Origin of the sequence: Thermovibrio guaymasensis (assembly GCF_003633715.1) — a bacterium.
In the GTDB taxonomy this organism is placed as follows: domain Bacteria; phylum Aquificota; class Aquificia; order Desulfurobacteriales; family Desulfurobacteriaceae; genus Thermovibrio; species Thermovibrio guaymasensis.
This window is the reverse complement of the sequence record NZ_RBIE01000001.1, coordinates 180,162-201,486: the sequence shown is the minus strand read 5'-3', so window position 1 is coordinate 201,486 and position 21,325 is coordinate 180,162. Positions and strand designations below refer to the sequence as shown.

Here is a 21,325-nt window from a genome sequence, read left to right as displayed (position 1 = left end):
TTGGTTTAAGTGCTTTCTATTACACCATCCCTAATAAAGTATATGCGCTGAGCGTAAGTTTCCAACTCCCTGTTGTGGGTGGCTATCAAGAAAGTGGTCCCCAGCTCCTGGTTGAGTTCCTTCATGAGGGAGATAACCGAGTGGGTATTCTGGGAATCAAGGTTTCCGGTAGGTTCATCTGCAAGGACAACTTCAGGGAAGTTAACTAAAGCCCGTGCAACTGCAGCCCGTTGCTTCTCTCCTCCTGAAACTTCAAACGGTTTGTGAGATAATCTATGCCCCAGTCCTACCCTTTTCAACAGCTCTTCAGCCCTCTTCCTCGACTCACTAAAAGGAACTCCCCCTATTAAAGCTGGAGCCATAACGTTCTCAATTAAAGTAAGCTCGTTTATTAGGTAGTGAAACTGAAAGACAAAACCGATTTTCCTGTTCCTAAAGAGGGCAAGCTCCTTTGAACTAAATGACGAAATATCCTTTCCCCTATAGAGGACTCTTCCAGAAGTAGGTTTATCAAGCCCTCCCAGTAGGTGCAGAAGGGTTGATTTACCTGAACCTGAAGCCCCCATCAAAAGGGAAAACTCTCCCTCTTCAAGAGAGAGGTTAACTCCTTTAAGGGCAAAAACCTCCTCGCTTTCAGTTTTATAAACCTTAACAAGGTTTTCAGCCTTTATAATAGGTTCCAAGGTCTCCTCCAATTTCCGTTCTTAGGGAGAATATTATGGAAAAGAGGGTTCACAAGCTTACCTTCTACCACCCAAGAGTTGAAAGGGTAGCCCAGTGTTTTGAGAACGAAGTTTACCTAGTAGGAGGGTTCATCAGGGATAGGCTCTTAAGGGTGAAGAAGGATTACATAGACGTTGACTTTGTGGTTAAGAAAGTAGAGGAAAAAGAGCTAAAGTGCCTTGAGGAAGTATTCAAGAGGAAGGGATTTAGGATAAAGAAGACTAAAGAAGTTTTCTCTTTCGTCTTCGGAAACAGTAGGTTTGACTTTTCAACGATGGAAGGAAAGACAATTGAAGAGGATCTAAAGAAAAGGGACTTCACTATAAACGCCCTAGCAGTTAACCTAACAGAGTTAATCTTGCCCTTTAACGATGATGTGGTTCTAATAGACCCAACGGGAGGTTACGAAGACCTAATAAGAGGAGTAGTAAGGCCTGTAAGTAAAACTTCCCTTGAAGATGACCCCTTAAGGGTTCTAAGGGGAATCAGGTTTAAGAACATCCTTGACTTTGAGTACTCAGAGGAGTTCTTAGAGCTTGCACCTCAATTTTCTCCTAAGCTAGAGGAAATACCGGAAGAGAGAGTAAAGGAGGAGCTCCTCAAACTCCTAAAAGCAGATAAGTTTGCTCCCGCCCTAAGGGAGATGGTTCAGCTTAAAGCCTTCTTTCCAGTTTTTAAAGAGCTTAAAGGAATTGAGAGAATTCCCCCTGGAGGATTACACCAGTTTAACCTGCTTGAGCATACCCTTAGAACAGTTGAGTTTATGGAAAACTTTGCACTACCTGAAGCTCCAACTTACCTAAAGGAGTTCTCCAAGGAAGTTTTAAGGGACAAAGAGGCCTTAAAGCTGGTTGCCCTGTACCACGACGTAGGGAAACCTCTAACTGCAAAGGAAAGGAACGGAAGGCTAACTTTCTACGGTCACGATAAGGTTGGAGCTCCCATAGGAAGGGACGCTCTAATCAGGCTCGGTTTCGGAAAGGAGTGGGGAAAGATAGCCTACTATGTAATTAGGAATCACCTAAGACCTTTCTTCCTGTTTGACCTCTTTAGGAAGAAGAAGTTAACGGACAGGGCTATATACAGATTCTTTAAAGACTGCAGAGGTTACGGATTCCATACCTTATCGGTCAGCGTTGCAGACTTTATGGCAACATCTGAGAAAATGGAAGAAAACGTAAACGAGTACCTTAACTTCATTTTCTACCTGGTTTCATTTTACAAAGAAAGGCTCAAAGACCTTAAACCTCTCCTATCAGGAGAGGAGATTATGGAAATTAAAGGTTTTGAAAGACCAAACGAGTGGATAGGTAAGATAAAGGAGAAGATGCTGGAACTTCAGGCAGTTGGAAAGATAAGGACAAAGGAAGAGGCAATTTCCTTCGTTAAAGGGTTTACGGTGAAGGAGGAGGGTTGAGCATACTACTAGGTGCAGACTGGATAGTTACACCGTCCCTCAAACCGATCAAAGGTGGATGGGCAGTAATTGAAAGGGGAGAAGTAAAGGAGTTTTTAAAGAGAAAACCTAAGGGGAACTTCAATAGAGAGATAAACCTAAGAGGGATTCTATACCCTCCCTTTGTCAACGCCCATACCCATTTGGAGCTCTCAAACATTACCTTCTCCCCAGAAAGCTTTGAAGATTTCTTCCAGTGGCTCATCTTCATAATAGGGAAGAGAGCCTCATTCTCAGTAAAGGAGATTAAAAGGGCAGTAGCAAAGGGAATAGAACTTTCAAGGAAGGCAGGCGTTTACTACTTAGGAGATATATCATCCTTTGGAGTTTCACCAGAAGTTGATACGGACCTTAAAATAGTTCCATTTATGGAGTTTATAGGCAGGGAATTTAAACCGGAGAACTTCAAGTTCCCCGTTTCTGCTCACTCTCCTTACTCTGTTTCCTTTGAAGCTTTAAAGTCAATAGCAAAGGAGAGCATCAAAAGGGATAAACCCTTTCAAATTCACCTTGGAGAAACAGAAGAGGAAAGAAAACTAATTTCGTGCAGGGAAAACAGGTTTGAAAAGGAAATTTACCCATTGATAGGGAGGAAGAAGTACCCTTCTCCTTGCTTTGAAAGTTTAACCGACTACCTTGAAAGGGCAGGTGCCCTAAACAGCTACTTAATTGCAGTCCACTGCACAAACCTTAAAGAGAGAGAGCTAAAAAAACTAACAGAGGTGGGAGCAGGAATAGTCCTATGTCCCAGGAGCAATTCTCACTTGAAAGTTGGAAAACCTCCTCTTAAGGAACTCCTAGGCTATGAGAAGTTGGCAGTAGGAACCGACGGACTAAGCACAAACACTTCCCTCTCTGTAGTTGAAGAGATAAAGGCCCTCTACTACTCTTACGGTGGAAAGGTAAGCATCAAAGAACTCCTCCCCTTAATAACAATCGGAGGAGCAAGAGTCCTCGGAATTGAGGATTACGGAAAGAAAGCAATTTTTACTTTTCTAAAATGCAAAGATATTTATCCTGAACCCTTTTCACCCCTACTAACAGAAGGCCTAGAGTTTGAAATACTTGACTTTTCAAAACCTCTTTGATTAAATAGCCGAAAGAGTGCGAAAACACAGACAGCAGGGAGCTGCAAATGTTTAAGAGACTTTACGACTTCTTTAGTTCAGTCAAGCTTGCAATCTTCCTCCTCCTAACCTTAGCGGTAACATCAATAGTTGGAACGATAATCGAACAGCAACAGGACCCTGAAAAGTACTTAATGGAGTACGGTCCGACTACGTACAAAATCCTCAAATTTCTAGGGTTCACCGACGTTTATCATTCTTGGTGGTACATATCCCTCTTAACCCTCCTAGGTATAAACCTAATTGTCTGTTCAATAAAGAGGCTTCCAAAAATATGGAAAGTGGCTATGGAGCCCCGAAAGACCTTCCCAGCGGGGCAGGAAAAGACTTTAAGGATTTCATCTTCCATAACGCTAAAAGGGAGAATAAGTGAGGTAAAAGAGAAACTGGTAGAGGCCTTAAAGAACAAAAGGTACAAGGTTGAGGTCTCAAAGGAGGACGAAGAGGAAGTCCACATTTTTGCAGATAAGAACGTATTTGCCCGCTTTGGAGTCTACATAGTTCACCTTGGAGTTTTAGTAGTTTTAATAGGAGGCCTCCTTACCGCCGTTTTTGGGTTTAGAGGTTATATGAACTTAGCAGAAGGAACAATGAGCAACTTAGTAAGCTTCTTTTCAGGCCCAAAGATAGTGGAACTCCCCTTTTACGTTAGGTGCAACAAGTTTACGATTGACTTTTACCCCTCAGGAATGCCAAAAGCCTACATTTCGGACCTTTCAGTTATTGAAAACGGAAAAGAGGTCCTAAGGAAGACAATAAGAGTCAATGACCCTCTCAAGTACAAAGGGATTTACTTCTACCAGGCAAGTTACGGTCAGGGAGAGGCAGTTCTAAAAATAAAGGATGAAAACGGAGAAAGGATAGTAGGGGTAGCCTTCGGACAACCAATCAAACTTGCTCCTAAAACTTACCTGAGGATAGTTAGCCTTGACGGTAAAACTATGAGCATCGGAATTAAGTTCATAAAAGATGGAAAAGTTAGGGAAGGAGTAATAAAACCCTTTATCTTCTATCAGGTTCCTGGAACTAACAAGGCAATTTCAATGGTTGACTTTAAACCGGTCTTTTACACAGGCCTTCAGGTGGCCAAAGACCCGGGAACTTGGGTTGTCTGGTTAGGGAGTACAATAATGATAATCGGCCTAGTCGTTGCCTTCTTCATTCCCCACAGGAGAATATGGGCAAGGATTGAGAAGAGGGGAGAGGACAAGGTTCGCTTAGTAATAGGAGGCCTTTCAAGCAAAGGCTCTGAAGGATTGGCTCAGGAGCTGGAGGAAGTCTTAGGGGTCTTAAAGTCTTCATATTGCAACAATACCCCTAAGGAGGAAGAGCAATGATTACATCTGTTGAGCTCTTTAACGGAGGAATGGTTGCCTATTTCTTAGCGTTCCTCTTCTACACGATCTACACCTTCAGTAAGAGCTCCTGGGCTTCAAAGCTTGCAACAACTTTTGCTTGGCTTGGAGTAATTGTTCAAGGAGCAGGTTTCATCGTAAGAGGACTTGAAAAGGCTAAAGTCAACATGGTCTCCGACTGGACGGCCTTTTATAAGTACGCTCCATTTACAAACATGTACGAATCCTTAATGCTCTTTGGTTGGACGGCCGTTCTAATCTACCTCCTGTTTGAGTGGAAGTACAGGAACAAAGCCTTCGGAATGTTTGTAATACCCCTTGCACTGATAGGGGAGCTCTCAACCCAAATACTCGGGTTTAGCTCCGAAGCCCAACCGCTTGTTCCAGCCCTTCAGAGTAATTGGCTCCTCTTTCACGTTGTTACAACGTTCATAGGTTACGCTGCTGCTGCTGTTAGTGCAGGAATAGCCTATGCTTATTTTGCAAAGAGGGACGACACGACTGTTAAAGATTGGGCGGTAATATTCGTTACAACGTGGTTCATCTTCTTCTTTATCATCTACTCAGCTTACAGGGAAAACTTCATCCTCTACTTAGGTATATCAGCAGTCGTGGCACTCCTCTTCTGCGGGTTCCTCTATCTGGTAAAGAAAACGGGAATTGTAAACCTATTCCCTTCTGTTGAAGCTATGGAACAGATTATGTACCAATCTGTTGCAGTAGGTTTTGTCTTCCTAACAATAGGAATTATCCTTGGAGCAGTTTGGGCCAAGTATGCCTGGGGTGGCTATTGGTCATGGGACCCGAAGGAGACTTGGTCTTTAATTACCTGGTTAGTCTACGCAGCTTACCTCCACGCTAGGTACATTAAGGGTTTAAGGGGAAAACCCCTTGCCTACTTTACCATAATAGGTTTCTTAAGCGTTATCTTTACCTACTACGGAGTTAACCTGATCATTCCAGGCCTCCACAGCTACGCCCAGTAAACTTTAAGGCCCCATATGGGGCCTTTTAACTCAAAATGACCCGAAATTTAAGAGGAATAGTTTTAAGCTAAAAGTTAGAGGGGGCCCCATTGGGGCCTTACCCTTCTTTTCTAAGCTCTTCTCTGATTTTCATAAGAATCTGGCCCAGTATGTTCTTTCCCCTATATCCCCAAGGAGAGCTCGAGTCAGGTTTCCTAAGGTTTACTCCCCAAAATTCATCGCCCCAAGTATTTCCTTCTATCAATACGGCATCTCCAGTTTTTAAAAGCTTCTCCCTTAAATCAGGATTCTCTTTAAATTTCTTTCTTACCAGCTCTTCCATTACTTTAACCTTCTTACTCTCCCAAGCACTGATTTGTAAACGAACCTCCCTTCCTATCCTTTTAGCTTCCTTTGGCGAAACCTTTGTAAAGGGCTCTCTTTCAGAAGGTGCAGTTTTAGCAGCTTGAAAAGCATTTTCAACACTTGGATAAACAAGACCTTCAAACTCTACTTTACAAGGATAAAAGTTTGATAGGAAAGAATTCTTACCTCTGAATCGAATAATCTTCTCCAACTTTTCCTCCCAATTATATTTTCTATAAAACTAATCTCTTATAAAGGACAATTTCTTTCCTTTTATGTTCCCTTTATCACTTAAAGAGACACAACCATTAATAGGACAAATTTTGTCCTTTTAAGGATTTATATTGCTGAGTGAAGCGAAAAAAATATTGGTCTTTGAAAGCTAAATACGGTTTTAACCTTAATCTAAGGAGGATCTTTATGGTTAAAAAGAGGAGTAGTGTGCCAAAGGCAAAAAAAGAAAGGTTAATTAACTCTGTTAAACAAGGTAACATCAATGAATTTTCAAAGCTATGTAGTAAAAGAGTTCTCAAATCGTTAAGAAACAACATTCCACTTTGGATGTATGTAGTTTCAATAGGAAATGAGGAAATTGTGAAGTATACTGTAAGAACCCTTCTATCTGAAAATTCAAAAAATTCAAATGAATCAGAGAAGGAAGAAATTAAAAGAAAATTCAAAGGGAGGTGGATTGAGGTTATTTTAGCAGTGAAGAGGAAAGAGGCATTAGAGGTTATGTGTAAGGAGTTTAAAGAAAAACTCCTTGAAGAGAGAGACTGCTTCTCAGGTAAAAAAGAGAAGTTGATAAACCAAATCCTAATTGAATTAAGTAAAGAAAATAAGGAGGAAGAAGTTGAAATCCTCTTTAGGGAGTTTCCAGAGGAGATAAATGTCAATATTCAGGATGATATGGCCAACACTCCTCTCCACTACGGAACTTACAGAGGAAATGAAAAATTGGTGAAAATTCTGGTTAAGCACGGAGGAAGGTTAGATATTCAAAACTCAATAGGACTTACTCCAGAAGGGATTTTAAGGTTTAAAGGAGTTAAGATTTCTTAATTTGTAAGTTTATTCCCATCCTCCTCAAGAGGATGGGTCTCTTTTTTTGATTATTTAATGTTAACCACCATCGGGAAAGGAGCTCCCATCCCACAAATAATTCCCATACCAGTTTGAAGGGAAGGTAGAAGAGAAACTATATCCTTACCTGCGTACTCAACAAACGATGAAATTACATCCAAATCGGAAGAGTTAATAGTTCTAAACATAACTTGAGTGTTAGTTTGAGAGAGAATGTACTTGCTTACTTGAGCAGGCCTTTGAGTAATTACTCCTAAACCTAAGTTAAATTTCCTTCCCTCGGAGGCTATTTTCCTTGCCATAATGAGAGCCAAGTTGCCCTTACCAGCCGAAGTATCGCCAAACCCCTTTTCAGGTGCAAAGTTGTGAGCTTCCTCAAGAACTAGGAATCTCTTCTTCTTATCCTCCCTGGCTTTGTCAAAGAGCTCCCTCATGATAAGCCCGGACACGTTAACTCTTGTAGAGGGCTCACTTACACTTCCAAAGTTAAAAATTACAACCCTCTTATTTGAATTAAGAGTACTTTCTAACTTTTCAATTAAATCTTTCTGACCGTCATAGATGGAAGAAAGCGAGGAGAGTAAAGCTTCCTTCTCTCCTTCCCTATCTGAAAGTCCAGAAATTATATCCTTTAAGTCCTTTTCCCTAAATCCAGTTAGAGATAGAGAAGGTTTAATATATCTGGAAAGGTGGGCTCTGTTCTTTTTAGCTTCATTCGTATTACCCGAAACTAAAGAGGGATAACCTTCCTGTCTAATCTGCTCTTCCACTTCTTCAGGGAAGACCGGCAAAAGAATATCTTTAATTTTAAGCTCATCTATCTGGCTCTCATCAACTCCGAACCTTAAAAGGCCTTCTCTATACTCACCGTGAGGATCAAGAATGAAGAGTTTTACCTCTGGATCAGAGCTTAAAAGCCTTGAGAGGAAAAGTTTCGTAAAGTAGCTCTTTCCTGAACCTGTTGTTCCAAGAACTAACAGGTGTTTTGAAAGTACCTCCTGAGCATCAAGGTAGGCTGTGGCGGAGCTCCCCACTAGTTCCCCAACTTCTACTGGACTAACCATACTTTGACCTGAGAAGTTCTTCTTTAAGAGAGAGGAAATTTCCCCTTCCACAAGTTTAAAAACAGGAGAGCCTACCTGAGCTGGACTGAAGGAAGTCTCAAGCTTATCTTTTTTTAAATCTCCAATCACCTCTGCAACTGCCAACTTCAACTTAGCTCCGTTCCCATTTAAATAGGCTAAAACGGCGGCCTTCTTCCAGTCTGAACAGTTACCTTTTGCAAAGAGAAGCTTAAAAGTTTCAAGAGAGCCGAAAACTGGAGATTCCCCAGAAGTAAAGGGATTTGCAAAGAAGTCCATGTCGTAAGAGTAGATTTCTAAAATCCTGCCTATCAACTTTCTTTCACCATCTCGGAGCTCCACGTTTTAACATCTCCAAGGGCAACGAACTCAAAGGAGCGGGACTTTACAGGGTTCATCGCAAAACCGACTAATGAATCGTTTAGTTGGTAAGTCTCTTTCTCACTAATTATCCTGTTAAAGTAATTCTTTAGTTCTTCTATCTCTTTAGAATCGTCGTTTTCATCGTAGTAAACAGCTGCTTCAACGTTCCCCTTTGAAAATTCAGAAAGTCCGGAAAATGTAAAGTTAGCTGAACCGACAACTGCATACTTTCCATCAACCAGTATAAACTTGGCATGAAGACGAGGATGGAGGTAAATCTTCCCTCCCTTATCCTTTATAAGCTCAAAGACCTTTTCGTCTGTTATTAGTAAATCTTGAAGTTCTGAAGCCCTTAAGACAACCTTAAAATCTAAATTATCCTTTTGAATTTCCCCCAAAAGACCTTCAAGAACGTTACCCTTTAACCACGCTGAAGATATCCAAACAGACTCCTCAGTTTTTTTAGAAGTTCTTCAATTTTCTCTAAAATCCTATCGCTGGTTAGAACTTTCAACTTTCCCTCCTATTCTTAATTCTTCCTTTATTTTAAAGTAAAATTACCCCATGAAAAGGATTTCAGATCTTCTATGGCTCTGGGTTATTGCAGTCGTCCCTTTAGCCCTTAAGTTTCCCCACCTATTTATCCCTTTAAAACCGTTAATTAAGCCTATGCTCTCAAGCGTTATTTTGGCAATGGGGTTAACTTTAAAGGGAAAGGAGCTCCTTTCAATATTTAAAAAACCTAAATTACTTACAGTCGGCCTTATTTCCCAGTACTCTGTAATGCCAATCGTTGGCTTTACAATCGGTTACCTATTTCTAAAGGAAATAAACCCTGAATTAGTTGCCGGACAAGTTTTAACTGGAAGTTGTCCAACTGGGGTTGTATCAAACGTCTACAACTTCCTAACTGGAGCAAACGTTGCCCTCTCAATTGCCCTTTCTGGAGTTAATACCCTAATCTCCCCTCTACTTACACCGATTTTGACTAAGGTACTGGTTGGAAAACTGGTCTCTGTTAACGCCTTAAAGCTCTTTTTAGATATGGTTCTGATAACCCTAATTCCTGTTTTAATTGGGATCGGCCTTAACTCACTAATTCCCCAGAAGGTTGAAAGGGTTAAGCCCTACCTTCCAGCATATTCAACAATAACGGTAGTTTTAATAGTAGGATTTGTCGTTGCAGCGGGGAGTTCTAAAATCCTCTCACTCCCGCTTAAAGCCTTCGTCTTACTCTTTTTATCCTCACTACTTCACCTTCTCTTTGGATTCTGGCTGGGTTATTTAATACCCAGACTTTTTGGACTTGAACCTAAGGAGAGGGTAACCATCTCAATTGAAACTGCAATGCAGAACTCAGGCCTTGCAACAGTTTTGGCAGTTTCCCAGTGGGGAGCTCTCTCAGCCCTTCCGGCAGTTTTCTACAGTGTAGTTCAAAACTTAGTAGGACCTTTTGTTATTAAACTCTTTAGGTCAATCCATAAAGAACATCTAAAATAAGCCCCCAAAAAGGGGGCGAAGGTCTAAGTTGTAGAGCTCTCGGCGTCGTTGTAGATATCTCCAACTATTGGGTCGTTAAAGCCCTTAAATCCGCGGACAGTTTCAACCCTAAACTGAGTTGACTTGTACCAGATTTCCTTTGGAGGAACCTTTACAGGAGTTAACTGCCAGCCCCTCATCTCCTGATAGTAGTCCCAGTTTACATACTCGTTGAAGTTGTGGAGGAGGTCTGTAATAACCAGTCCCATGTTAAGGAGCTCTATCTGAATCCTTCTCCACTTATCAAGTGAAGATTCCCTCCTGGTTACGCCAAAGTAACCGGCACACCTTGGACCTTTCAGCGTAGCAACTCCTCTACCCACAAAGGCCTTAATTGCCTCAACCGTTTCAGGTGGGTCTGTGAAGAAAGTATCGTAAGCACCAACAACGTCTTCAGGAAGGGGCTGCCTTAGGTCGTGAACCCTTGCATCAATGTTAAGGTTGTACTCGTCTGAAACTTCCTTAATGAAGTTCACGAGTCTTTCGTCAATCTCAAGGATTGTAACTTTAGCCGGAAGGCCCGTTAAAGCAAGGGCAATGCTCATAAGGTCGTCATCTCCAAGGACACAAACTCTCTTACCCCTTAAGTCCCCCCTGTCGTCTGCAAGGGCAACCCTTGCAAATGTGTTCTCGGGGGTAACGTAACCCTGGTCGTACTGGTGAATTGCAGGGGGTCTGTTTTCCTGAATCTTGAAGAATTTCTCAAAGGCAGGCTTTAAGCTCTCATCAATAACAACTCCCCTTCCACCGCAGGTTGGACACCTGTGGGAGACGAAAGGCTGGATACCTAACTTCTTAACCAGCTCTGCTCCAGCCTCAGTTAACAGAATTTGATCTCCTTCAAAAGCAACAAGGTCATACTTGTTTAACAGCTTTAAGATCTCAGCAACAAGTGGAAGAGGCTCATCAGAGAGGTCAACGATCTTCCAGAAGTTTGAACTTGACATCACAGCAGAGAGAACCTTCTCAACGCTCCTACTGTAGGCAGGAACCTGTGTGTTCTTCTCCGCCTCCTGGGCAATCCTTTCAAGTATCTCCATTTTTACTCCTCCCTATAAACGAAGTTTGGTATTGCAAAAGCTCCATAGTGGACTTCAGGGTTGTAGTACTTGAGAGCTCCCTCCCTCTCAATAAGCTCTCTGTACAGTTTACCGAGGGCTGAAGGAGCAACTCCAAGGGGATCAAGTTTTTTAGACCCTATTGTAAAGCTCCACATTCCGCTTGGATAAGTTGGAATGAAGACAAGGTAAGGACGAACAATTGGAAATACCTTCTCAAGTTCCCTTACAACTTGTCTGTGAACTCTGTTTTGAGCAAACGGAGACTCAGACTGGGTAACAAAAATACCGTCTTCTTTGAGGGCTTTAAAGCAGTCCCTGTAAAAGTCTTCTTGGTAAAGGACAACTGATGGTCCAATAGGGTCTGAACAGTCAACTATTATAAGGTCAAATTCGGCCTCCTTATCTTTGACAAACTCCCTTCCGTCCCCGAAAGTTAGTTTAACTCTCTCATCTCCTAAACCATTTGAGATTGAAGGGAATTCTTTCTTACAAATTTCAACAACTTCCCTATCTATCTCAACCATAACAACTTCTTTGGGCTGGTGTTTTAAAACCTCCCTAACAGTTCCGCCGTCTCCCCCTCCAATAACTAAAACCTTCTCAACTTGGCGGGGGAACGTAAATAAGGCTGGGTGAGAAATCATCTCATGGTAGATAAACTCGTCCCTCTCGGTAGTTTGAACTGCACCGTCTAAGACCAAAACTTTTCCCCAGTCCTCAGTTTCAAGGAGGAGAAGTTCCTGATAAGGGGTCTTTAAATACTTAGAACTCTTAACTTTCATACTAAGACCGGTACCTTGAAGCTCCATTCCTTCGCCTTTGTAGTACTCGGTAAACCAGAGCATATTCACCCCCAGAATTTAAGTAAAAGCTCTCTTACTATCTTAGCCCCAAGGGCCTGAGTTATACCGCTGGGGTCGTAAGGAGGAGAGACCTCAACAACGTCAAAACCGACAACGCTGGCGGCGGGTAATTTATAGACTGCTTTAAAGAAGTCAACAGGTGATGCTCCACAGTGCTCTGGAGTTCCAGTTCCTGGGGCGTAGGAGGGATCAAAGAAGTCTATATCAACTGTAAAGTAAATCGGAGTTTCAACTTCTGATAGAACACTTGGAAGTTCTAAAACGTCTTTAACGTAGGTTATTCTATCCGATAACTTTATAAGCTCAAACTCCTCCCTAGTTCCACTCCTTATTCCAACTTGAACTAATTGGGTGTTTGGGAGTTCTAAAATCCTCCTCATAACGCAGGCGTGGGAGTAGGGAGTCCCTGAGTACTCCTCCCTTAAATCTGCGTGGGCGTCAAACTGAACTACCGTAAGCCTGGAAAACCTCTCACTTAAAGCCTTAACTACCGGAAAAGTAACAGAGTGTTCTCCACCAAGCATTACAGGAATTTCAACCTCCTTAACAAAGGAGTAAATCTCCTCAACCATCTTCTCAGGGCTTGCAGGGAGCTCCAAATTTCCAACGTCTGTAAAATCTAAGTCTTCAAGGCTCTTTTCAAGTTCAGGACTAAAGTCCTCAAGGTTTTCTGAAAAAAGCCTAATTCCATCGGCACCAAAGCGGGCACCCGGCCTAAAGCAAGTTGTTGAATCGTAAGGAACTCCAAAGATCTTTATCTTTCCTCTATCCTTTGACGATAGGAACTTCAAATCTCTTCTCCTGGTGTAGAATTTAAAAGAATTTTTTCAAGGGGAATTTTAGCCTATGGACTTTAAACTGAGGGGAACGAACGTAATAGGGATAGAGCTCCTAACAAACAGGGAAAACTTCAGCGTAGAGGGAATAAAGAGGTTTATATCGGAGAAGAAACAGCTCTTAAAGGGAGCAAGGTTCCTAATCTCTGTAGAAGATTACCTTTTAAATAGGGAAGAACTTGAAGAGCTGTTAAATTTTATCTCAACTGAGGAGAAAATTACTTTCTGCGGGTTTAAAACCAACTTAAAGGAAAACAGGGAGCTCTGCGTATCTATGGGAATTCCTTGCGACATCTCAACCTTAGAACTTGAGAAGAAAAGAGAGCGTTCATCTACAGAAGAAGTTAAGTTAGTTAAGAAAACTCTACGTTCGGGCGACAAAGAGACTTCAACGGGAGATTTAATAATAATGGGAGACGTTAACCCAGGGGCTGAAGTAGAAGCAGGAGGGGACGTCTACGTCCTGGGAAACCTAAGGGGTTTTGTTAGAGCCGGAATAGGAAAAAGCGAAGGGGAGGTCAGAGCTCTCTTCTTCCAAGCACCAAGACTGGAACTCTGCGGGAAAGAGGTAGAATTTGAAAGGAATGAGAAGTTTATAAACTTCAGGGCAAGAGTAAAAAATGGCAAAATTAAAATAGAACATCTTAAAAGGGGAATTTAATGGCGGATAAAGTAATCTGTATAACTTCAGGAAAGGGTGGAGTAGGAAAGAGTACAGTAACTGCAAACGTTGCAACTGCCCTTGCAATGAAGGGGTATAAAGTTGCAGCAATTGATGCTGATATAGGACTAAGGAACCTTGACCTTGTTTTAGGGTTAGAAAATAGAATAGTCTACGATTTAGTCCACGTTGTTGAAGGAGTAGTCCCTGCAGAAAAGGCTCTCGTAAAGGATAAAAGGACAAAGAACCTATACCTACTACCGGCTGCCCAGACTAAGGATAAAAGCGCAGTAAAGCCTGAAGACTTAATAAGGGTTGTTGAAGAACTTAGGGACAAATTTGACTTTATCTTTATCGATTCACCTGCGGGAATTGAGGAGGGATTTAAAACCGCCGTTGCTCCTGCAGATACGATTATCGTAATTGCAAACCCTGAAATGGCTTCCATCAGGGACGCAGACAGGGTTGTAGGACTCTGTGAGGCAATGCAGAAACCAGAACCAAAACTCGTTATAAACAAGATAGACCCTGCAAAGGTGGCAAGGGGAGACATGCTTGATGTTGATGACGTTACTCAAATCTTAAGCCTTGACCTGCTAGGAGTAGTCCCAGAGGATAAGAACATGGTGGCCTACATAAACAGGGGAGAACCTGCAGTCCTCTTTCCAGAATCAATAGCAGGTAGGGCCCTCAGAAATGTAGCAGAAAGGCTCTTAGGAAAAGAAATCCCGTTTATGGAACTGAAGGTCCAGGAAAGTTTCCTAGATAAGTTAAAAAAACTTTTCGGGAGTGATTAAAGATGGGATTTATGGATAAAATAAGGGGAGCTTTCGGAAAACCTCCAGCAAAGGAAGTAGCAAAGAAGAGACTACAGCTAATCTTAAAATACGATAGAGCAGGTCTACCACCAAACGCAATAGATGCGGTAAAGGAAGCAATCCTTAATGCCTTAAAGGAATTTCCCTTCGTTGACGTTGAAGGTGTCAACATTCACATTCCAGAGAGTGACGTAGACGGTAAAATTGAAATTGAAGTACCGGTAAAGAACAACTAAAGGGGCACAAAAGCGCCCCTTTGAACTTAATGTCTAAAGTGTCTTACCCCCGTAAATACCATAGCCATGTTGTGCTCGTTAGCTGCCTCAATAACTTCCTTATCCCTTATTGAGCCTCCAGGCTGAATTATCGCAGTAATTCCAACCTTTGCAGCTTCATCAACACTGTCTCTAAAGGGGAAGAAGGCTTCAGAGGCCATAACTGCACCCGATAGGTCTATTCCAACCATCTGGGCCTTTTCAATTGCACAACGGGCTGAATCAACCCTTGAAGTCTGCCCTACACCAATACCGACTGCAACCTTATCCTTGGCGTAAACTACAGAGTTTGATTTAACCCACTTAACCACTTTAAAGGCAAAGAGGAGGTCTTCCCACTCCTTCTGTGTAGGCTCCCTATCTGTAACGACCTTTAACTTCTCAGGGAGAACCGTTATAAGGTCTCTATCCTGAACGAGCAACCCTCCAACTACCCTCCTATAGTCAAACGGTGAAGTCTCTCCCCTCCTTTCCAGTCCCTTTAAACCTTTTGTAGTTAAAACTCTTAAGTTCTTTTTAGTTTTTAAAACCTCAAGGGCCTCCTCTTGGTATTCAGGAGCAATAATACACTCAAAGAACCTCTGGATAATAAGCTCGGCTGCCTCCTTTGTAACTTTTGAGTTAAAGGCAATAATTCCTCCAAAGGCTGAAAGTGGATCAACCTTTAAGGCCTTCTCGTAGGCCTCCTGAGGAGTACTCCCAAGGGCTACGCCACAGGGGTTAGCGTGCTTTATGATTGCACATGCAACACCATCACTTTTAGGGTCAAACTCAAGGACGAGGTTGAAAGCTCCATCAAGGTCGTAGATGTTGTTAAAGGAGAGCTCTTTCTCCCCGTGAACTTTCTCAGATAGAGAAACGCAGGGCTCATCAACGAAAACTTCCCTGTAGAAAGCTCCCCTTTGGTGGGGGTTTTCACCGTACCTTAGGTCTTGAACCTTCTCAAAAGTTATCGTTAACGGGTTGGGGAGCTCCCTACACTCCACCTTCTTTCCAGTCTCATCAATTGAGTAGAGGAACTCTGAGATTAAAGCGTCGTAGTGGGCAGTAAGATTAAAGGCCTTCCTTGCAAGGTAAAACCTCGTTTTGAGGGATATCTCTCCCTTCTCTTTTAGCTCCTTAACTACCTTATCGTAGTCGGCAGGATCTGTAACTATGGCAACGTGCTTAAAGTTCTTTGCAGCAGCCCTCACCATTGTAGGGCCACCGATATCTATGTTCTCTATAATCTCATCTAAATCAGCTCCCCTTTTAACAGTCTCCTTGAAGGGATAGAGGTTAACAACAACCATATCTATCGGTTCAATCTGGAACTCCTCCATAGCACTAATGTGCTCGTTCTTACTCCTATCTGCAAGGATTCCTCCGTGAACCTTTGGATGTAGAGTCTTTACTCTCCCTTCCATAATCTCTGGGAATCCCGTTAGCTCTGAAATCTCCTTAACCGGAATTCCGCTTTCCCTTAAAAGCTTTGCAGTTCCACCGGTTGAAACAATTTCAACCCCCATATCGCTCAAAGCCTTAGCAAACTCAACAACTCCCCTTTTATCGGAAACTGAGATCAGAGCTCTCCTCGGCCTCATAACTTCCTCCTTTTAAAGTTTGCAAGCCCAATTTTAACTATAATTGGAGGAAATTAAATCTGGAGGCCCCATGGAAAGCTTCTTCCCTTTTACCTTAATTCTCTTTATAGTTGCAGTAATACTCATACTTCAGTCGGTCAAAATCGTTCCCCAGAAGCAGGCCTGGATAGTTGAGAGGTTAGGGAAGTACCACAGAACACTCCACGCAGGCCTCCACCTTATAATTCCCCTCATAGACACAATAAGGGCAAAGGTGAGCCTTAAGGAGCAAGTCCTTGACATTCCAAAACAGGAAGTGATTACAAAAGACAACGTCGTAGTTAAAATTGACGCAGTGTGCTACTTTACAGTTATAAAGCCTGAGGACGCCGTTTATAACATTGAGAATCTTGAATACGCCATAATTCAGACAATCCAGACCAACCTAAGGGACATAATCGGAGGAATGGAGCTTGACGAAATTCTCTCCTCAAGGGAGAAGATAAACGCAAAAATTAAGGAGGTCCTTCAGGGAGCCGCCTCAAGCTGGGGAATTCTTATCAACAGGGTTGAAGTCAAGGAGATTGAACCTCCTGCAAACATAGTTCAAGCAATGAGCATGCTCATTGAGGCAGATAGGAAGAAGAAAGCTATGATTACAGAGGCAGAAGGTAAAAAGAGAGCTCAAGTTCTAGAAGCTGAAGGTTATAAGCTTGCGAAGTGGCAGGAGGCAGAAGCGATTGAGAGAATCGGTCAGGCACAGGCACACGCAATAAATAGCGTAAAGAGTGCCGTAGGAGACGGGGAAACTGCAGGGAAGTTAATCCTGGGGGATAGTTTCATTAAGTCCCTTGAGAAGTTATCAAACTCTCCCAACTCTAAAATCGTCCTACTTCCCCCTTCCGTTGAATCTCTAACTGAAATTCTAAGGAAGAAAAATGAAAGTTAACCTGGGAATTATCTTCTTCCTACTAGGGATTTTAATAGTTCTCTTTGAAACGTTCTCCCCCACACTCTACCTCTTCCCTGTAGGCCTAGGGTTTATAGTATCCGGTCTCACCTATTACTTTACTGGAAACTTTCTCCTATCTTTACTCCTGTTCTTCCTCTTAACGTCGGCAGGCTACTACGTATCACTAAAGTACGTTAAGAGGATTAAAGGACTAAAGGACGTCCTCAGCGAACTTAAAAAGCAGACTGGAATTGTCGTTGGAAAGGTTGATCAGTTTACTTACGAAGTTCGCTTTCCTCTTGGAGCCGCCGGAGAGGAGGTCTGGAACGCTTACAGCGAAAAGGAACTCTCTTACGGAGATAGAGTTAAAGTAGTCGGAATTAAGGGAAATAAGCTGGTAGTGGAGAAAGTTGATAATGCTCAGGTGGGCTGAAGTAAACCTTGATAGGCTCTTTAAGAACTACAGGGAAGTTGAAAAGCTCTCAAAGGGAAAGGGAATCTTTGCAGTAGTAAAGGCAAACGCCTACGGTCACGGAAGCGTAGAGGTGGCAAGATTCCTTCAATCAAGAACTAACGTATCCGGATTTGCAGTTGCAACCTACGGGGAAGGGGCAGAGCTCCTTTTAGCCGGAATAGAAAGGCCAATCCTCGTTATGTCCTCTACAGTTGAAGAGGGAAAGGATTTCTTAAAGGAACCCAGTTTAATTCCGGTAGTTTATGACTTTAAAGAGCTCTCCTTAGTTAAAGAGTTAAATGTCCCTTTTCACGTTAAAGTTGATACCGGAATGGGAAGGTTGGGATTTTTAAAAGAGGAGTGGGGAGAGCTCCTTTCCCAGCTTAAAGGTTCTAAGGTTAAAGGGGTAATGACCCACTTCTGCTGTGCAGAGGAGAGAAGGGAAATCACAGAAAAACAGCTTGATGAGTTTAAGTCCTTTGTAAGGGAACTCCAGAAGTTAGTGCCTGAACCCTTAGTAGTTCATGCTGAAAACAGTGCAGCCCTTTCCTTAAAACTGAATTCGGTTTTAACCCACTGCCGGGTTGGACTTGCCCTCTACGGTTCAAGGCCAACTCCCTCCTACCCGGCAGAACTTGAGCAGGTAATGGAAGTAAAGGCAAAAGTTTTAACAGTTAAGGAACTTCCACCGGGATACTCTATATCCTACTCTGCTACTTATACAACGAAAGGAAGGGAGAGAATTGCAGTTATAGCCTTCGGTTACGCTGATGGGTACCCTAGGGAGCTCTCAAACAGGGGGAAAGTTCTGATAGAGGGAAAAGAGTGCCCCGTAAGGGGCAGGGTATGTATGGATATGCTTATAACCTCTGTTCCAGAAGAGGTTAAGAAAGGTTCAGTTGCAACTCTGTTTGGAAAAGGCCTAACTTTTGAGGAGGTAGCAAGAGAGTGTAGAACCATACCCTACGAACTTATGTGCAGGATAAGTCAGAGAGTAGAGAGGGTTTATCGTGGAGTATAGGGAAATCACTTTTAAGGTTCCAAAGGAGAAGTTTGACTACCTACTTTCAGAACTCTTCTCCCTCGGCTCCCTTGGAACGGAGGTTGTAAAAGAGGGAGAGGAAGTCGAGTTCAAAGCCTACTTCAAAGGCGAAGTAAATCTTCCGGAAAACGTAAAAGAGTACGCAACGAGCTCAATTAACCTTCCGGAGAGGGATTGGAACGAAGAGTGGAAGAAGTACTACCAACCGGTTAAAGTGTCAGAGAAAATCTGGGTAGCCCCTTCGTGGTTTAAGGGTAAGTTCAAAGAACCTGAAGGTTCATTAGTTATTTACATCTACCCTGGAAGGGGATTCGGAACAGGAACCCACGAGACTACAAAGCTATCTATGAGGTTAATTGAGGAATCTCTAAAGGAAGGGGAATCTTTCCTTGACGTTGGAACGGGAAGCGGAATTCTCTCAATACTTGCCAAGAAGCTAGGAGCCGGAAAGGTTGTAGCCTGCGATATCCAGGAGGGAGTAGAGGAAGAGTTGGTGAAAAACTCTTCATTGAGCGGAGTTTCAGGAATTGAATTTGTTAGGGGAAGTGCAGATAGAGTAAGAGGGACGTTTGACGTTGTAGCTGCAAACATTGAAAAACACCTACTTGAACCTATACTACCTCACATCGTTGAAAGGGCAAAGGATAGGGTAATACTATCGGGGATTTTGAAGGAGCAGAGGGAAGACTTTGTTAGGAAATGCAAAAAACTCGGTTTAAAACTAGTTAAAGAGGTTGAGGAAGGACAATGGAAGGGCTTTCTCTTTACAAAGTAGACCTCCACTGCCACTCAACGGCCTCAGACGGAAGTCTTACCCCTAAAGAGCTCGTTAGACTCGCCTACAGAAACAGGGTAAAACACCTCTCCCTAACCGACCACGACACGGTAGAGGGCCTCCAAGAGGCAAGGAGTGAAGCCAAGAAATTGGGAATTAACTTTATCAACGGAATTGAAGTAACTGCCGATACGTCCTTCCTCGGAGAAGGGAAGAGACAGTTTCACATACTTGGATACCACTTTAATCCCGAATCGGCTTCAATGAAGGAACTAACCGAATTCTTTCAAAGTTCAAGGGTAAAGAGGAACAAAGAGCTCCTAGCCCGCCTTGAAGAGCTCGGTTACCCCATAACCTATGAGGAAATGGTTAAAAGGTACGGTGAGAACTTCGGAAAGCCAAACGTTGCAAAGAGGTTAATTGAACTTGGCTACTTTACAGATAGGGAGGAAGCAATAGACTTCCTCTCCTCTTTGGGAGTTAAAAGGGAGAAGATGGACTACCGGGAAGTATTTAAGCTGATCAAAGAGGCCGGAGGAATTCCAGTAATTGCCCACCCTATAACCTTAAAACTTCCTAAAAAGGAGCTCTACTGCTTCATTAAAAGGGCAAAGGAGGAGGGACTGGAGGGACTTGAATACCTCCACTACCGCCACTCCCCTCCTTACGCAAGGGAAATAAGGCAGATCTGCCAGGAACTAAAGCTCTACTACACAGCCGGTTCCGACTTCCACGGTGAAAACAAACCCTGCATAAAGCTAGGTTTTCTAAACGCCACTAGAAAGGATGTAAACTTCCCCTTAACAGTAAGCCCACTCCCTTGAGAACTTATCAATTTTTAAGACCATAGATTCAAGGACTTTGAGAAGACCATTAGCTCCGTTTAAATTCATAGCTTTTACTAAAGTTGCAGGGTAACTCTTCTTAGCAATAACTACAATATCTTTCTCTGAGTAGTGTACGATATTTTGTGCAAGCCTAGAAAATAGAGTAACCTCCTAGGGAACAACCACAAAATACTCCCAATCCCTAGCTACAAAGAATTTTACCAGACCTCATCAAAGAAGTAGTAAAACAAACATTGGAATCCGTCATGGTGGCTGAAAGAGAAGTGTTTATCAAAGAGCACGGAGGAACGAAGAACGGTTTCTACGCCAGAGATCTTGATATCATCCTTAGAAAGCTGAAAACCTGAAAATTTCGAGAGACAGAAAAGGAAAGTTCAGAACCAAATTGATAGAACCTTACAAGCGGATAGAATCTCCAGCTTTGAAGAGAGGATAAAAGAATACTTTCCAAAAGCTGACTTTCTACCGTGCGTTGTTCATAAAATAAGGAACACCTTGAATAAAGTAAGAGCTAAGGACAGAAAGAGAGTGGCGAAGGACTTAAAGAAGATGTAACAAGCTTTACTAAGGAAGAGACTCTTAAAGGTTTTAGGAAATTCAAGGAGAAATGGGAGACAAAATATCCGAGGTAAAGTCTGGGGAGCAGGGGCCTTACAAGCTCCTTACCTTTCTCAAGTATCCTGGGCCTATCTAGAGAATGATATATACAACGAAATAGAGAAGACGATAAAGGAAATAAGGAAGAAGGTTGAGGTACTAGGAGCTTTACCGTCGATTAATGCTATTGAGAAGTTTGCTTATCTTAGGGTAGCAGTGCTTAATGACAGATGATCTAGTAGAGTAGTAAACGGTTTTTTAGAAACCAGAGAAGAGATTCAGGAAATGTTCTCCAGGAGGTACTCCTAATGGCTTAGACAAAATTATTGACACAACCAGGCAGAACACAATTTTGAATTTTCGTGGAACATCATAATTTATTATTTTCTAAATCTCTTTGTCCTGCAAAGTCCCTAAATTTCCCCTTAAGTTCCGAAAACCTCTTTTTGAGTGTTCCACTTTTTTTTCAAAATCAATAATTCAATATCAAATTAACTATCAATCAATTTTTTAACATTAGAT

General features: G+C 42.4%; 23 protein-coding genes. 15 read left to right on the top strand and 8 right to left on the bottom strand.

Annotated features, from left to right (window positions below; all coding sequences use genetic code 11):
* Positions 1–5: 5 nt before the first annotated feature.
* Complete coding sequence (locus C7457_RS01165) at positions 6–683, bottom strand: ABC transporter ATP-binding protein (protein ID WP_211321801.1); 678 nt, start codon at positions 681–683, stop codon at positions 6–8.
* A 35-nt stretch (positions 684–718) separates the two neighbouring features.
* Here C7457_RS01165 and C7457_RS01160 point away from each other — a divergent pair, with 35 nt between their 5' ends.
* The 4 genes from C7457_RS01160 to ccsB are packed head-to-tail and all read left to right on the top strand — an operon-like array spanning position 719 to position 5,647.
* A complete protein-coding gene (locus C7457_RS01160) occupies positions 719–2,140 on the top strand; it encodes a tRNA nucleotidyltransferase/poly(A) polymerase-related protein (protein ID WP_121169608.1) in 1,422 nt (473 codons plus the stop codon).
* Complete coding sequence (locus C7457_RS01155) at positions 2,137–3,267, top strand: amidohydrolase family protein (RefSeq protein ID WP_121169607.1); 1,131 nt, start codon at positions 2,137–2,139, stop codon at positions 3,265–3,267. The genes C7457_RS01160 and C7457_RS01155 overlap by 4 nt, the downstream gene beginning before the upstream one ends.
* Positions 3,268–3,314: 47 nt before the next feature.
* Complete coding sequence (gene resB / locus C7457_RS01150; protein WP_121169605.1) at positions 3,315–4,643, top strand: cytochrome c biogenesis protein ResB; 1,329 nt, start codon at positions 3,315–3,317, stop codon at positions 4,641–4,643.
* Positions 4,640–5,647 carry a c-type cytochrome biogenesis protein CcsB gene (gene ccsB / locus C7457_RS01145; RefSeq protein ID WP_121169604.1) on the top strand — a complete coding sequence of 336 codons (1,008 nt, stop codon included), beginning with the start codon at positions 4,640–4,642 and terminating at the stop codon, positions 5,645–5,647. The genes resB and ccsB overlap by 4 nt, the downstream gene beginning before the upstream one ends.
* A gap of 97 nt (positions 5,648–5,744) precedes the next feature.
* Here ccsB and ybiA read toward each other — a convergent pair whose 3' ends face one another.
* A complete protein-coding gene (gene ybiA, locus C7457_RS01140; RefSeq protein ID WP_121169603.1) occupies positions 5,745–6,203 on the bottom strand; it encodes a riboflavin biosynthesis intermediates N-glycosidase in 459 nt (152 codons plus the stop codon).
* Between the two features lie 209 nt (positions 6,204–6,412).
* Between ybiA and C7457_RS01135 the strand changes: the two genes are divergently transcribed.
* Positions 6,413–7,054: an ankyrin repeat domain-containing protein gene (locus tag C7457_RS01135; protein ID WP_121169601.1), complete on the top strand. Its 642-nt coding sequence runs from the start codon at positions 6,413–6,415 to the stop codon at positions 7,052–7,054.
* Positions 7,055–7,104: 50 nt separating this feature from the next.
* Here C7457_RS01135 and C7457_RS01130 read toward each other — a convergent pair whose 3' ends face one another.
* Together C7457_RS01130 and C7457_RS08815 are read right to left on the bottom strand one after the other, a co-directional pair.
* The gene (locus C7457_RS01130; protein WP_121169600.1) at positions 7,105–8,499 is read right to left on the bottom strand and encodes an ATP-binding protein; all 1,395 of its coding nucleotides are present in this window, start codon (positions 8,497–8,499) and stop codon (positions 7,105–7,107) included.
* The gene (locus C7457_RS08815) at positions 8,469–8,960 is read right to left on the bottom strand and encodes a phospholipase D-like domain-containing protein (protein WP_121169599.1); all 492 of its coding nucleotides are present in this window, start codon (positions 8,958–8,960) and stop codon (positions 8,469–8,471) included. Before C7457_RS08815 ends, C7457_RS01130 begins: the two co-directional genes overlap by 31 nt.
* Positions 8,961–9,084: 124 nt before the next feature.
* On the opposite strand from C7457_RS08815, the gene C7457_RS01120 reads away from it, so the two are divergent.
* Positions 9,085–10,020, top strand: coding sequence for a bile acid:sodium symporter family protein (locus tag C7457_RS01120; protein ID WP_121169597.1), 936 nt, complete (start codon positions 9,085–9,087; stop codon positions 10,018–10,020).
* 23 nt (positions 10,021–10,043) lie between these two features.
* Here C7457_RS01120 and C7457_RS01115 read toward each other — a convergent pair whose 3' ends face one another.
* From C7457_RS01115 to speB, 3 genes are read right to left on the bottom strand one after another with little or no spacing between them, the layout of a single operon-like run.
* Positions 10,044–11,099 (bottom strand): bis-aminopropyl spermidine synthase family protein, encoded by a 1,056-nt coding sequence (locus C7457_RS01115; RefSeq protein WP_121169596.1) that lies wholly within the window; start codon positions 11,097–11,099, stop codon positions 10,044–10,046.
* A gap of 2 nt (positions 11,100–11,101) precedes the next feature.
* A complete protein-coding gene (gene speE, locus C7457_RS01110) occupies positions 11,102–11,965 on the bottom strand; it encodes a polyamine aminopropyltransferase (protein WP_121169595.1) in 864 nt (287 codons plus the stop codon).
* Positions 11,966–11,967: 2 nt separating this feature from the next.
* Positions 11,968–12,774 (bottom strand): agmatinase, encoded by an 807-nt coding sequence (gene speB / locus C7457_RS01105; protein WP_121169593.1) that lies wholly within the window; start codon positions 12,772–12,774, stop codon positions 11,968–11,970.
* 55 nt (positions 12,775–12,829) lie between these two features.
* Between speB and C7457_RS01100 the strand changes: the two genes are divergently transcribed.
* From C7457_RS01100 to C7457_RS01090, 3 genes are read left to right on the top strand one after another with little or no spacing between them, the layout of a single operon-like run.
* Positions 12,830–13,480, top strand: a complete 651-nt coding sequence (locus C7457_RS01100) for a septum site-determining protein MinC (RefSeq protein ID WP_121169591.1) — start codon at positions 12,830–12,832, stop codon at positions 13,478–13,480.
* On the top strand, positions 13,480–14,277 hold the full coding sequence (gene minD / locus C7457_RS01095) for a septum site-determining protein MinD (RefSeq protein ID WP_121169590.1): 798 nt from the start codon (positions 13,480–13,482) through the stop codon (positions 14,275–14,277). The genes C7457_RS01100 and minD overlap by 1 nt, the downstream gene beginning before the upstream one ends.
* A gap of 2 nt (positions 14,278–14,279) precedes the next feature.
* Complete coding sequence (locus C7457_RS01090; RefSeq protein ID WP_121169588.1) at positions 14,280–14,534, top strand: cell division topological specificity factor MinE; 255 nt, start codon at positions 14,280–14,282, stop codon at positions 14,532–14,534.
* A gap of 26 nt (positions 14,535–14,560) precedes the next feature.
* Here the strand turns inward: C7457_RS01090 and purH are convergent, their stop codons facing one another.
* A complete protein-coding gene (purH, locus tag C7457_RS01085; protein ID WP_121169587.1) occupies positions 14,561–16,156 on the bottom strand; it encodes a bifunctional phosphoribosylaminoimidazolecarboxamide formyltransferase/IMP cyclohydrolase in 1,596 nt (531 codons plus the stop codon).
* A gap of 70 nt (positions 16,157–16,226) precedes the next feature.
* Between purH and C7457_RS01080 the strand changes: the two genes are divergently transcribed.
* From C7457_RS01080 to C7457_RS09005, 6 genes are all read left to right on the top strand, one after another.
* On the top strand, positions 16,227–17,084 hold the full coding sequence (locus C7457_RS01080) for an SPFH domain-containing protein (protein WP_121169586.1): 858 nt from the start codon (positions 16,227–16,229) through the stop codon (positions 17,082–17,084).
* Positions 17,074–17,520: an NfeD family protein gene (locus C7457_RS01075; protein ID WP_121169584.1), complete on the top strand. Its 447-nt coding sequence runs from the start codon at positions 17,074–17,076 to the stop codon at positions 17,518–17,520. Before C7457_RS01080 ends, C7457_RS01075 begins: the two co-directional genes overlap by 11 nt.
* Entirely contained in the window at positions 17,504–18,562 is a 1,059-nt protein-coding gene (alr, locus tag C7457_RS01070) for an alanine racemase (RefSeq protein WP_121169583.1), read from the top strand. Before C7457_RS01075 ends, alr begins: the two co-directional genes overlap by 17 nt.
* Positions 18,552–19,358 (top strand): 50S ribosomal protein L11 methyltransferase, encoded by an 807-nt coding sequence (locus tag C7457_RS01065; protein ID WP_121169582.1) that lies wholly within the window; start codon positions 18,552–18,554, stop codon positions 19,356–19,358. The genes alr and C7457_RS01065 overlap by 11 nt, the downstream gene beginning before the upstream one ends.
* Complete coding sequence (locus C7457_RS01060) at positions 19,331–20,182, top strand: PHP domain-containing protein (protein WP_121169580.1); 852 nt, start codon at positions 19,331–19,333, stop codon at positions 20,180–20,182. Before C7457_RS01065 ends, C7457_RS01060 begins: the two co-directional genes overlap by 28 nt.
* 408 nt (positions 20,183–20,590) lie before the next feature.
* Positions 20,591–20,761: a transposase gene (locus C7457_RS09005; RefSeq protein WP_121170645.1), complete on the top strand. Its 171-nt coding sequence runs from the start codon at positions 20,591–20,593 to the stop codon at positions 20,759–20,761.
* Positions 20,762–21,325: the final 564 nt, after the last annotated feature.

Bases quoted from the DNA above. Each gene is read 5' to 3' on its own strand.
- C7457_RS01160 (WP_121169608.1), top strand. From the start codon at position 719: ATGGAAAAGAGGGTTCACAAGCTTACCTTCTACCACCCAAGAGTTGAA.
- resB (WP_121169605.1), top strand. From the start codon at position 3,315: ATGTTTAAGAGACTTTACGACTTCTTTAGTTCAGTCAAGCTTGCAATC.
- ccsB (WP_121169604.1), top strand. From the start codon at position 4,640: ATGATTACATCTGTTGAGCTCTTTAACGGAGGAATGGTTGCCTATTTC.
- C7457_RS01135 (WP_121169601.1), top strand. From the start codon at position 6,413: ATGGTTAAAAAGAGGAGTAGTGTGCCAAAGGCAAAAAAAGAAAGGTTA.
- C7457_RS01120 (WP_121169597.1), top strand. From the start codon at position 9,085: ATGAAAAGGATTTCAGATCTTCTATGGCTCTGGGTTATTGCAGTCGTC.
- C7457_RS01115 (WP_121169596.1), bottom strand. From the start codon at position 11,099: ATGGAGATACTTGAAAGGATTGCCCAGGAGGCGGAGAAGAACACACAG.
- speE (WP_121169595.1), bottom strand. From the start codon at position 11,965: ATGCTCTGGTTTACCGAGTACTACAAAGGCGAAGGAATGGAGCTTCAA.
- C7457_RS01100 (WP_121169591.1), top strand. From the start codon at position 12,830: ATGGACTTTAAACTGAGGGGAACGAACGTAATAGGGATAGAGCTCCTA.
- minD (WP_121169590.1), top strand. From the start codon at position 13,480: ATGGCGGATAAAGTAATCTGTATAACTTCAGGAAAGGGTGGAGTAGGA.
- C7457_RS01090 (WP_121169588.1), top strand. From the start codon at position 14,280: ATGGGATTTATGGATAAAATAAGGGGAGCTTTCGGAAAACCTCCAGCA.
- purH (WP_121169587.1), bottom strand. From the start codon at position 16,156: ATGAGGCCGAGGAGAGCTCTGATCTCAGTTTCCGATAAAAGGGGAGTT.
- C7457_RS01080 (WP_121169586.1), top strand. From the start codon at position 16,227: ATGGAAAGCTTCTTCCCTTTTACCTTAATTCTCTTTATAGTTGCAGTA.
- C7457_RS01075 (WP_121169584.1), top strand. From the start codon at position 17,074: ATGAAAGTTAACCTGGGAATTATCTTCTTCCTACTAGGGATTTTAATA.
- alr (WP_121169583.1), top strand. From the start codon at position 17,504: ATGCTCAGGTGGGCTGAAGTAAACCTTGATAGGCTCTTTAAGAACTAC.
- C7457_RS01060 (WP_121169580.1), top strand. From the start codon at position 19,331: ATGGAAGGGCTTTCTCTTTACAAAGTAGACCTCCACTGCCACTCAACG.